Annotated in this window: 8 protein-coding genes and 1 pseudogene; 5 read left to right on the top strand and 4 right to left on the bottom strand. The window is 67.9% G+C overall.

Annotated elements, in window-relative coordinates; translation table 11 throughout:
• Together B2W70_RS11770 and B2W70_RS11775 are read left to right on the top strand one after the other, a co-directional pair.
• A partial coding sequence (locus B2W70_RS11770; protein ID WP_286745901.1) for a prepilin-type cleavage/methylation domain-containing protein occupies positions 1-598 on the top strand: 598 nt, incomplete at its 5' end.
• A gap of 11 nt (positions 599-609) precedes the next feature.
• On the top strand, positions 610-1,098 hold the full coding sequence (locus B2W70_RS11775) for an MSHA biogenesis protein MshP (protein ID WP_286745903.1): 489 nt from the start codon (positions 610-612) through the stop codon (positions 1,096-1,098).
• A gap of 6 nt (positions 1,099-1,104) precedes the next feature.
• Here the strand turns inward: B2W70_RS11775 and B2W70_RS11780 are convergent, their stop codons facing one another.
• A complete protein-coding gene (locus tag B2W70_RS11780; protein WP_286745904.1) occupies positions 1,105-4,353 on the bottom strand; it encodes an EAL domain-containing protein in 3,249 nt (1,082 codons plus the stop codon).
• Positions 4,354-4,758: 405 nt separating this feature from the next.
• Between B2W70_RS11780 and B2W70_RS11785 the strand changes: the two genes are divergently transcribed.
• Positions 4,759-7,842, top strand: a complete 3,084-nt coding sequence (locus B2W70_RS11785; RefSeq protein WP_286745906.1) for a LamG domain-containing protein — start codon at positions 4,759-4,761, stop codon at positions 7,840-7,842.
• A 2-nt stretch (positions 7,843-7,844) separates the two neighbouring features.
• Here the strand turns inward: B2W70_RS11785 and htpX are convergent, their stop codons facing one another.
• The 3 genes from htpX to def form a co-directional block, all read right to left on the bottom strand.
• Positions 7,845-8,693 carry a zinc metalloprotease HtpX gene (gene htpX / locus B2W70_RS11790; protein WP_137841769.1) on the bottom strand — a complete coding sequence of 283 codons (849 nt, stop codon included), beginning with the start codon at positions 8,691-8,693 and terminating at the stop codon, positions 7,845-7,847.
• Positions 8,694-8,777: 84 nt separating this feature from the next.
• Positions 8,778-9,725: a methionyl-tRNA formyltransferase gene (fmt, locus tag B2W70_RS11795; protein WP_286745913.1), complete on the bottom strand. Its 948-nt coding sequence runs from the start codon at positions 9,723-9,725 to the stop codon at positions 8,778-8,780.
• Positions 9,726-9,750: 25 nt separating this feature from the next.
• On the bottom strand, positions 9,751-10,257 hold the full coding sequence (gene def, locus B2W70_RS11800) for a peptide deformylase (RefSeq protein WP_058086988.1): 507 nt from the start codon (positions 10,255-10,257) through the stop codon (positions 9,751-9,753).
• 239 nt (positions 10,258-10,496) lie between these two features.
• Between def and B2W70_RS11805 the strand changes: the two genes are divergently transcribed.
• Positions 10,497-11,678 (top strand): LysM peptidoglycan-binding domain-containing protein, encoded by a 1,182-nt coding sequence (locus tag B2W70_RS11805; protein WP_286745909.1) that lies wholly within the window; start codon positions 10,497-10,499, stop codon positions 11,676-11,678.
• A gap of 103 nt (positions 11,679-11,781) precedes the next feature.
• Positions 11,782-11,986 (top strand): annotated as a pseudogene (locus tag B2W70_RS11810) (DNA-protecting protein DprA); the annotation flags it as partial.

The raw sequence follows: 11,986 nt of genomic DNA on the forward strand, positions 1-11,986 counted from the left end.
GCCTTCGGTGGCGGGTGGCCGCTACCGCATGGGGCCGAATGCGGCCAACGACGCGCAGTGGGTCAACACGTCTCAGGCGACCACGGGCTTTGACGTGCTGTCGACGCTGTCGCGCCAGCCAACCGTGGGCGACTTCGTCGTCATCAACAACCAGAACGGCAACGATGTCTACGCAGGCAGCAACCGCTCGGCGATCAGCGCGGTGACCACGCCCACGGCCACCCAGGGCAAGCTCAGGCTGAGCATCGCCTCGCTGCAGGTGTCCCCGGGTTACGACGGTGGGCGCTTCCAGGTGGTCAGCCAGAACGAACAAGCGGTGTTCTACATCTGCGAAGGCGCCGGCCTGAGCGCCGATGGGCGCACGGGCACGGGCGTGCTGTGGCGCCTCAAGCGCGACTTCAGCAGCACCTACCCGACCGCCTGTCCCAGCGGCAGCGGCAAGGTGCTGGCGCGCAACGTCAGCAGCTGCCGCTTCGTGTACGACCCCAACAAGGGCGCCACGCAGCAAAGCGGCTTTGTCTACCTGGAGCTGGGCATCACCCGCAACGGCGAGACGGCCACGCTCTCGCACGGCGCACACGTGCTCAACGTGCCATGAGGAAGTCAAGCATGCGCTCCCTGCACTTGCGCCATCGGGCCAGGCCTCAGCGAGGCGTGGGCGTGGTGGCCGCCATGTTCGTGCTCGTCGCGCTCAGCGTGCTGGGCGCGGCCATTGCTCGCCTGGGCTGGACCCAGCAGATCAGCTCTGCCCAAGACATGGAAGGCGCCAGGGCGCAGCGTGCGGCCAACTCGGGTGCCGAATGGGGCCTGTACCAGGCCCTGCGAGGCAGCTGGACCAGCTGCAACGGTGCCACGCAGACGTTGACCGCCATGAAAGCCGACCTGGGCATGATCGTCACCGTCACCTGCAACCACGACAGCTATGTCGAGGGGCAGACTGGCGCGGGCGACCCACCGGTCTTCTCCGACCGCACCATCAAGGTCTACCGCATCGATGCCGTGGCCTGCAACGCGGCGGCAAGCTGCCCGGACGCCACGCGCGTTGGCTCGGTCGGCTACATCGAACGCCGCCGGCAGGTCCAGGCTTCCGATCAGTGAGCGGGCTCAGCTGGGCGTGATGGGCGAGGCGAGCGGGGCCGGTGGCTGACTGATCTGCTCGACGGGGCGCATGGCCCGGGCGTGGGCTTCGAGCATGTCGGCGAAGGCCGCTGCCGGCATGGGCCGACCCAGGTGGTAGCCCTGCACCTCGTCGCAGCCGTGGTCGCGCAGGAACTGCGCTTGCGCCTCCGTCTCCACCCCTTCGGCCACGATGCCCACCTCCAGGCGGTGACCCATGGCGATGAGCGCGGCCACCAGCCGGCTGTCGCCCTGGCTTTGCGGCACCGAGCTCAGGAAGCTGCGGTCGAGCTTGAAGCGGTCCACCGGCAGCTCGCGCAGGTAGGCGAAGGACGAGTAGCCCACGCCGAAGTCGTCGATGGCGATGCCCACGCCCAGCGCACGCAGCTGCGCTAGCACGTCGGCCGCACGCAGCGACTCGCGCACCACGATGCTCTCGGTGATCTCCAGCTCCAGCGCGGTCGCGGGCAGGCCGGTGTCGCGCAGCGCGCGTGAGACGGTCTCGATCAAATCGGGTCGGTCGAGCTGCAGAGCCGACAGGTTCACGGCGATGCGCAGCGGCCAGCCGCTGAACTCGCGCCAACGCTGGGCGGTTTCGCAAGCCTGGCGCAGCACCCATTCGCCCATGGGCACGATCAGGCCGGTTTCCTCGGCCAGCGGGATGAACTCCGACGGCGGCACCAGGCGGCCGTTGTGCTCCCAACGCAGCAGCGCTTCGGCACCGGTGATGTGGCCACTGCGGCAGTCGAACTGGGGCTGGAAGTGCAGGCGCAGCTCATTGCGTTCCAGCGCGTGGTACAGGTCGTTTTCCAGCACCAGGGTGTCGACGCTGGGTGCGTCCATCTGGTCGCTGTAGACCTGCACGCGGTTGCGCCCCTTGTTCTTGGCCTGGTACATGGCCAGGTCGGCGTGGCGCATCAGGGTGATGGCATCGGTGCCATGCGCGGGGTAGAGCGCCAGGCCGATGCTGGGCGTCACGCGCAACTCATGCGGGCCAATGCGGATGGGCTCGACAAACAGTTCCAGCAGCTTGGCGGCCACGCGTTCGCCATCGGCGGCTTCGGCCAGGCTGGTCAGCAGGATCACGAATTCGTCGCCACCCAGGCGGGCCACGATGTCGGAGGTGCGCATGGCCTCGCGCAGGCGCCGGCCCACCTCGATGATCACGCTGTCGCCGATGTGGTGGCCCAGCGTGTCGTTGATCTTCTTGAAGCGGTCCAGGTCCAGGAACATCATGCCCATGGTGCGTTGCTCGCGCTCGGCCGACACCAGGCTCAGGCGCAACTGCTCTTGCAGCATGTTGCGGTTGGGCAGGGCCGTCAGCGCGTCGTGCATGGCCATGTGCTGCACCTGGTCCTCGGCCTCGCGGCGCGAGGTCACGTCGTAGGCCATGGCCACGTAGCCGGTCAGTGAGCTGAACTCGTTGCTGATTTCGGTGACCAGCAGCTCGGCCACCAGCGGCGAGCCGTCCTTGCGGTGCAGCACCCACTCGGTGGGCACGCTCGAGGTGGCGCGCGCCAGGTGACGCAGCACCTCGGTGGGCGTGATCTGCTCGCCCAGTCGCATCGACAGCAGCGTGGCGCGCTCGCGCAGTTGCTCTTCGTCGAAGAAGTGCTGGGCCGAGCAGCGGCCCACCAGCTCGTTGGCCTTGAAGCCGAGCAGGCGCTCGCCCGCCGGGTTGACGGTCTGGATCACGCCTTGCAGGTTCAACACGAAGATCGCGTAAGGCGCGTTGTGCACGATCACGCGCCGCATCTCGTCGACTTCGTTGAGCTGTTTGTGCGCCTCGACGATCGCGCGCTCCGCCGCCTGTTGCGCACTGAGGTCGCGCACGATGCCGATGTATTGCTTGACCCCTTCGTGCTCCATGCAGCTGATGGCCAGGTCCAGCGGGAAGGACTGACCGTTGGCGCGCTGGCCCTCGGTGCGACGCCCCAGGCCGGCCATGCCCACCGGCTGGCTTTCCAGGAAGGACTCGACGCCATGCCGCCACTGCGCCTCGTTGGCGCCGGGCAGCAGCAGCCCCAGGTGCTGTCCGAGCATGGTCGCTTCGGAGTGCCCGAAGATGCGGCAGACCGCCTGGTTGACGCTGAGGATGTTGCCCGTCGGGCTGACGGTGAGGATGCCGTCGATGGTGTGGTCCACCACCGAGCGCAGGCGGGCTTCGCTGCCACGCGCCGACTCGCTCAGTCGGTCCGCCATGGCCGCTGCACGGGCGTGGCGAGTGGCGGCGGCCTGCAGCAACGCAAACAGCGCGCCGCTGCCCAGCAGGCCGCCGATCAGCAGGGCCAGCGGAAAGGGCTGGCTCAACGCCGCCACGGGCTCGCGGGTGTACGTCAGCGTCCAGTGCCGGCTGCCCACGGTCAGGTTGGCGCTGCGCTGATCGCTCGGCTCGGTGCTCGGAGCAGGCTTGAAGGAGGGCGCCGCCTCGGCTCGGGCGCTGTCGAACAGCTCGGAGTGCTCGGTGGCCAGGGTGTCGTCGATGCGCAGGTGCAAGTCGGACCAGTCCTGGCCGGCCTGGGCCACCAGGTCGGAGATGCGGATCACGCCGCTGACCACGCCGTTGAAGGCCGCACGCCGCTCGGACTCCGTGCCCACTGGGGCACCGTGGCGGTACAGGGGCAAGCGAACCAGCATGGCCAGGGGCTCCTTGCCGCCCTGGATCAGACGGATCGGCGGGGACACCTGGGGGCGGCCGCTGTCGCGGGCGTCTTCCATGACCCGACGGCGCACCGACTCGAAGGCCATGTCGTAGCCAAAGGCCGCCTGGTTGCCGGCCATGGGCAGGTTGTAGGTCACCGGCACGTAGTAGGCGCGCTCGCCTTCCGGCACGACGCGGTAGTCGGGGTGGCGCTGCCGCATCTGGCGCAAGAAGGCATCGCGCTCGGCCAGCGTGACAAGCGGGGCGTATTGAACCGCCAGCAAGGCCGGGTACTCGTGGGCCACTTGCAGGGCGTGGTGGTGCGCCTCGAAGGTGGCCAGGTCGACCTGACCGTTGACGCGGAACATGGCTTGAAAGCTCACCAGCACGTCCATGTGGTGATCCACCACCTGCATCAGGTGATGGGTGTAGGCGCGGGTGCGCCCCTCGAACGCGAGGTCGGCTTCCGTCTGAATGCGCTGTCCGGCATTCATCCAGCTCCACAGGCTCAGCAACACCCCCGCCAGCAAGACCAGCCACGAAGCCTGTTTCAGGCGCGTGGAGTCTCGGCGGGTTTCTTGGACATCAGACAGCATCCGGTTCCTTGTTGGGCGCACGCAGGGGCATTCGCCAAGCGGCGCATGTCGGGCTATCGGCTGCTGCCGTGGCGCGCTTGATGCCCCGCATCGGGGGGCTGACCCTTGTGCCGGGCAGAACAGGCCCGTCGCGTGGACTGCGTCACGGATCGTCAAAGCCGCCATGGGCTCGATGGACGGACGATTGTGTGGAAAAGGTCCGGAGTGCCTCGGCAAATACGAGTTTCGTGAAACGCGTGCCGGTATATCCTGGGTTTGACGTGACCAAGTTGTTGAGGTCACCCAGTGCGACGAGAGGGCGGCTGAATGGCTGGATTGTTCTTGGGTTCGCGCACCCGCCGCCCGGGTGCGTGGACTTGGTTGGAGTTGATCGGCGTGGCAGCAAGGAACGCGGCGACACGGGCCTTGTCAGGGCTGCTTGGCGTGCTGGCCTGGGCGCTGCTGAACCCCGCCTGGGGCGCGCTCTATGCCGAATATCACTTTGAAGAAACCAGCTACAACGGCACGGCCGGCCAGGTGCAGGACACCTCGGGCAACGGTCGCCATGCGCGGACGGTGGGCCTGGCTTCGTCCTCGGCCACCGGCAAGAGCGGCCGGGGCCTGCTGATCGCCGAGAACACCACCAGCACCACGGCGGCACTGGACACCGGCATCGACATCAACGACCTGGGCACCGCCGGCACCATCAGTTTCTGGTACAGGTCCACGTCCTCGGGAGACGGCTGGAAGCTGCTGTACGACGCCTCCACCTCGACCTCGGCGAAGTTCTACCTGACCCGTGAAGGCGACGGCGGCACGGACGGCATCGAGGCGGGCATCACCTACGGCACCAGCCTCAAGAAGGTCTACGACGCCAACGGGATCGACGACACACAGTGGTCGCACGTCACGGTGACCTGGAGTGCCACCGGCATGCGGGTGTACGTCAAGGATGCCAGTTGCGGCTCCCAGTACGACGAGAGCCTGGCGGCCACGGACGTCATCCACGCCAGCACGGGCACGCTCTACATCGGTGACAACCGCAGCACCGCAGTCGATGGTGAAACACACACCGACCTGGCTTCGGCCAACGGCACCTTTGACCTGGTGCGCATCTACAACCACGCGCAGACGGCCACGGAAGTCTTTGCCAACTGTGCCAACACGGCTAGCTTGCACCACCTGGAGGTGACGGCCGGTGTCAATTCGACCACCACCGACACGGCTGTGACCTACACGATCAAGGCGTGCGCCAACGCCGCCTGCAGCTCGCTCTACACCGCCGGGGTGTCGGGCAGCGTGTCCATCTCGGGCACGGGGGTCACGACCACCTACAACACCGGCGCGGCGTTCTCGATCGCCGCTGGCAGCTCCAGCACCACCGAGTCCGTCACCCTGAGCAAAGCCGATGGTGGAACGGCCACCGTCGGCCTGTCTGGTGCGTCACCGCTGCCGGCGGGCAGCCCTGGCGTGTACTGCGGCTTGGGGGTGACGGCCACCAGCAGCGCCAGCTGCACCTTCAACATCACCCCCGCCGTGCACCACCTGGAGTTGACCGCGACCAGCAACACTGCGCTGACCTGCCAGCCCATCACCTACACGATCAAGGCCTGCTCCAATGCAGCGTGCGCCAGCACCTACACAGGCGGGCTGTCTGGCACGCTGTCGGTCACGGGCGTGACGGTCAACTACCCTTCGGGCAGCGGCTTTGCCATCGCCAGCGGCAGCGCCACCACCACCATCACCGCCCACGCCACCACCGTGGGCACCGCCACGGCCAGCCTGACGGGCCTGTCGATCACGCCCAGCAACACGCCGCAGGTGTTCTGTGGCATGGGTTCGGCGGCGGCCAGCGGGGGCTCGTGTGCCATCACCATGGCCGACTCCGGCCTGTTCTTTGACGTGCCCAACCACGTGGCGGGCGACAGCCAGGCCGTGACGGTGAGCGCCGTGCGCAAGTCCGACAACAGCCTGATGTGCACGCCGGCGTTTGCCAGCGTCAGCAAGAACGTCAACTTCAAGTGCACGCACGACAACCCCACCACGGGCTTTGTGCCGGCATTGGTGGGCGGTGCGGCACTGAACGCGGGCAACAACGCCGGCGCGGTGTGCGACGGCACGGGGCGCACCGTGAGCCTGGCTTTCAACGCCAGCGGCGTGGCAAGCACCACGGTGAGCTACGCCGATGCGGGGCAGGTGGGCATGACGGCCACCTACACCGGCTCGGGCAGCGACGCTGGCTTGAGCATGGTGGGATCGGACACCTTCATTGCCGTGCCCGCGGACTTCGCTTTCAGCGGCGTGACGGCTGGCCCGATCAAGGCCGGCGCGGCCTTCTCTGCCATCGTGACGGCGCGCAACCGCAGCAACGCAGCCACCCCCAACTTCGGCCGCGAAACCACCCCGGCGGCCCCGACACTGAGCTTCACCAAACGCCAGCCGACTGGCGGTGGCAGTCAGTCAGGCACCCTCTCGGGCAGCCTCGGGGGCTTCAGCAATGGTGTGGCATCGGCCACCTCCTTGAGCTGGAGCGAGGTGGGCAATGGCGACTTGGTCGCCAGCCTGGCCAGTTACCTGGGTTCGGGCATCGCGGTCAGCGGCACCACGGGCAGTGGTGCCGTGGGCAACGTCGGCCCGTTCATCCCTTCGCACTTCACGGTGGAGGCCACGCAAGCCTGCCCGTCGGGCACCGCTTTCACCTACAGCGGGCAGCCCTTCCTCATGACCGTGAGGGCCCGCAACCTGGCCGGTGACGTGACCCGAAATCACGACGGCACGGGCAGCATGTCGCCCAGCTTTGCCAAGGCCACCGGCTTGAGCGTGGTCACCAACGGCGGACTGGGCTCGCTGGCGGTCACCAGCCTGGCTCCTGCGGCTTTCGCCGCCGGTGAGGCCGCCCTCACCACGCAGAGTTTCACCTTCACCAACAAGCTCACGGCGCCCGTGGCGCTGGTGCTGCGCGCCCTCGACAGCGATGGCGTCACGTCCGAGAACAAAACGGAGCAGGGCCCGAACTTGCGCAGCGGGCGGCTGCAGATCTCGAACGCGTTCGGCACGGGCAGGGATGCCTTGCGTGTGCCTGTGGCGACCCAGTATTGGTCAGGCAAGGCGTGGGTGGTCAACGATGCAGACAGCGGCTGCACCACCGTGCCTTCGGCGTCGGTGGTGCGCGCGGTTTACCTGGACAGCAAAGGCGCCACCACCACCGCTTGGAGCACCTCGGTGTGGACCATCGAGGCCCTGCTCAATGGACGAGGTGCCATCGTGCTGACGGCGCCCACCAACAGCGGCACGGGTTCGGTGGACCTGAGCGTGAACCTGGGCACCGGCACGTCCGACCAGTCTTGCCTGAGCGCGCACCCTGTGAGCGTCGGTGCTCAGCAACCGTGGCTGCGCTCAGTCAACGGCAGTTGCGCTGCCACCTACGACCGCGACCCTTCTGCGAGGGCCACCTTCGGCGTCTTCGCACCCGAGACCCAGCGGGTCATCCACACGCGCGATCTGTTCTGAATTCAGCCCCCTCGGGCCATCGCCATCAGGCGTGCGATGCGCTCTTCGGTGGCGGGGTGCGTCGAGAACAGGCCGCGCAGGCCGCCGCCCGACAGCGGGTTCATGATCATCATCTGAGCCGTCTCGGGGTGGGCTTCGGCCGGGCCCAGGGGGATGCCCTGTGCGTAGCGGTGGATCTTGTCGAGCGCGCTGGCCAGGGCCTGCGGGTCGCCACTGATCTCGGCGCCACCGCGGTCGGCTTCGAACTCGCGCGCACGGCTGATGGCCATCTGGATCAGGCTGGCGGCCAGCGGGGCCAGGATGGCCACGGCGATGCCGGCGATCGGGTTGGCAGGTCGGCCCTCCGAGTCACGGCCGCCGAAGAAGGCGGCGAAGTTCGCCAGCATCGAGATCGCACCGGCCATGGTGGCGCTGATGGTGCTGATCAGGATGTCGCGGTGCTTGACGTGGGCCAGCTCGTGCGCCATCACGCCACGCAGCTCGCGCTCGCTGAGCACGTTGAGGATGCCGGTGGTCGCGGCCACGGCGGCGTTCTCGGGGTTGCGGCCGGTGGCGAACGCGTTGGGTGCTGCCTCGTCGATCAGGTAGACCTTGGGCATGGGCATTTGCGCGCGCTGGGCCAGCTCGCGCACCATGCCGTAGAAGCGCGGCGCCGAGGTCTCATCGACCTGACGAGCGTTGTACATCTTCAGCACCATCTTGTCGGAGAACCAGTAGCTGAAGAAGTTCATGCCCACGGCCACGACCAGGGCCAGCATCATGCCGGCCTTGCCCCCGAGCATGCTGCCGATGGCCATGAAGAGGGCGGTGATCGCCGCCATCAGGATGGCGGTTTTCATCATGTTGAACATGGTTTCGGGCCTCCTGACCCGTCAGGCGAATGAAGACGCCACCTCATGGTGGCAGGACACACATGCGGATGCTGCCGCAGGCTTTCAAGCCAATGAAGCGGGCAGGGTGCAGCTTTGCAGAAATTCACGCGCGGCCACGCGCTTGCCGCCCGGGCGTTGCAAGGTGTGCAAGGCCAGGGCCTGCTCGCCGCAGGCCACCACCAGGGTGTCGCCCTGCGCGTGCAGCACCTCGCCGGGCGCGCCGCTGGCGGGCACCACGCTGGCGCGCCACAGCTTGACCACCTCGGGGCCCTTGTCGGTGGGCAGCGTGAAGGTGCAGCCCGGGAAGGGGTCGAAGGCGCGCACGCGGCGCTCGATCACGGCTGCTGGCAGCGACCAGTCGATCGCGGCCTCGGCCTTCTCGATCTTGTGGGCGTAGTTCACGCCCTCCGAAGGCTGAGGTGTGCGCACCAGGCTGCCCGTCCGAGACAGCGCCTCGACGATGAGCCGGCCGCCCTGCGCCGCCAGGCGGTCGTGCAGCACGGCGGTGGTGTCGTCGGCGCGAATCGGCTCGGCGCCGATCAGCAGCATGTCGCCCGTGTCCAGGCCGGCGTCCATCTGCATGATGGTGATGCCCGTCTCCAAATCACCGGCCTCGATGGCACGGTGAATGGGCGCGGCCCCACGCCAGCGCGGCAGCAGCGAGCCATGGATGTTCAGGCAACCCAGGCGCGGCAGGTCCAGCGTCCACTGCGGCAGGATCAGGCCATAGGCGGCCACCACCATCACGTCGGGCTGGGCGGCCAGCAGGGCGTCGCGCGCGTCGGCGGCTTCGTCGGGGTACTTGCCATCGAGCCTCAGGCTGTGCGGCTGCGCCACGGGCAGGCCTTGTTGTTGCGCCAGCTGCTTGACCGGCGAGGCCTGCAGCTTCATGCCACGGCCGGCGGGCCGGTCGGGCTGGGTCAGCACCAGGGGCACGGTGTGGCCCGCCGCCAGGATGGCGTCGAGCGCCACGGCGGCGAATTCGGGCGTGCCGGCAAAGGCCACGCGCAGCGGGGTGGTGGTCATCGGCGTGGCGTCACTCGTCGTCGCGGGCGCGCTTGACCAGCTTGGTCTTGATGCGGTTGCGCTTGAGCGGCGAGAGGTATTCCACGAAGACCTTGCCCAGCAGGTGGTCGAGCTCGTGCTGCACGCACACGGCCAGCAGCTCGTCGCCTTCGAATTCGTAGGACTGGCCGTCGCGGTTCAAGGCGCGCACCTTCACGCGGGCGTGGCGGTCGACCTTGTCGTAGATGGTGGGCACCGACAGGCAGCCTTCTTCCCAGACGATCATCTCCTCGCTGGCCCAGGTGATCTCGGGGTTGATCAGCACGCGCGGCTCGTTGCGCTCTTCGCTGGTGTCGATGACGACCACGCGCACGTGGCGGTCGACCTGGGTCGCGGCCAGGCCCACGCCCTTGGCGTCGTACATGGTTTCCAGCATGTCGTCGACCAGCTGTTTGATGGTGTCATCGACCTCGGCCACGGGCTTGGCCACCGTGTGCAGGCGTGGATCGGGGTAGCGGAGGATGGGCAGCAGGGCCATGAAAAAGGGTTCGTCCTGAGGAGGGAAGGCCGGGAGGCCACCCCTTGGTGATTGTGGGAGCAGCGCAACGAGGGCGTCGCCGAAGGGCGCGCCACCCGGGGTAACACGGCGCAATTTCCATTGCGACCGTGCGACTTTTGCGGGCAGAATCCTTCGATCCAGGGGTGGATTTTGCCGAATCCTGAGCCCCACTGTCCACGTCAAGGCCGAATTCAAGGCTGTCCATGGAGGCTGTTTCGATGTCCCAGCGTTCGCTGTCCCCGCGTTTGTCCATTCGCCGCGAGACGTTCGCACCGCTGGCTGCGGCCACCGCCCTGTGCTTTGGCGTGTTGGCCAACACCGTTTCGGCCGAGCCCAATTTCCCGATCACGGCCAAGCAAAAGGCCACCGCGCAGCAGGTCTCCGAAGCCGGCGTGCCGCTGTCCGAGCTCTCGCCCAACGCCCCTGACAGCCACACCGTCAAGCGCGGCGACACCCTCTGGGGCATCTCGGGCCTGTTCCTGAAATCGCCCTGGCGCTGGCCGGAGCTGTGGGGCATGAACCTGCAGCAGATCCGCAACCCCCACCTCATCTTCCCGGGGCAGGTGCTGTACCTGGACAAGAGCAACGGCCGCGCGCGCCTGCGCCTGGGTCAGCCCATCAGCGGCGACGCCAAGCTCTCGCCTCGCGTGCGCGAAGGCAGCCTCAACGACGCCATCGCCACGGTGCCCATCCACCTGCTCGAGCCCTTCTTCAACGAAGCGGTGATCTTCGAGTCATCCGACGAATTGCTGACCGCGCCCCGCGTGGTCGCCACCCAGGAAGGCCGCGTCATGCTGGGCCGGGGCGAGACCGCCTACGTGCGCGGCGCGCTCGACGGTCGCCGCGACTGGCGCCTGTTCCGCCAGCCCAAGCCGCTGCGCGATCCGAGCACCCGCGAAGTCCTCGGCTATGAGGCCGCCTACGTCGGCACCATGACGCTGACCCGCGAAGGCGCCGAAGGCACCGGTGCCGACGGCAAGTCCCTGGTCATCCCGTCCACCTTCACCGTCACCAGCATCCGCCAGGAAGCCGGCACGGGCGATCGCCTGGCCCCGGTGCCCCCGCGCGACTTCGACAACATCGCGCCTCACGCCCCGAAAGACCCGGTGGGAGGCCAGATCGTGTCCATCTACGGCGAGTCGCTGACCGCTGGCCAGAACCAGATCGTGGCGCTCAACCGTGGCAGCCGTGACGGCCTGGATCGCGGCACCGTGCTGGCCCTGTGGCGCGACGGTGCCACCGTGCGAGACACCACCACCGACACCAAGGAGCTCATCAAGCTGCCCGATGAGCGCCACGGCCTGCTGTTCGTCTTCCGGGTGTTCGACCGCATGTCCTATGCCCTGATCCTGAACGTGCAGGAGCCGGTCAAGGCGGGTGACCGTTTCACCCAGCCCTGAAGTCAACCCCGCCACGCACCTGACCTGGGTGCGGCGCTTGAAGTTGGAGGCCGCCCCGGTGTCTGCCCGGACACCGCCGGGCGCTTTTTTTGGGTCCTCCGACGTGTCTCCCGACTTTGATGAACTCGGCGCCTGGTTGCGCCTGCTGATGGTGCCCCGCCTGGGCCCCGCCTCGGCCCGCGGCCTGCTGGCGGCCTTTGCATCGCCCCAGGGGCTGTTTGCTGCCGAACCCGATGCCGTGCGCGCCGTGCTGCCGCGCTTTGCACCCGACGCGCTCCATGCCGACACCGGCTGGCAAGCCGAGCAGG

Origin of the sequence: Aquabacterium sp. UBA2148 (assembly GCF_002328915.1) — a bacterium.
Taxonomy (GTDB): Bacteria; Pseudomonadota; Gammaproteobacteria; order Burkholderiales; family Burkholderiaceae_C; genus Aquabacterium; species Aquabacterium parvum.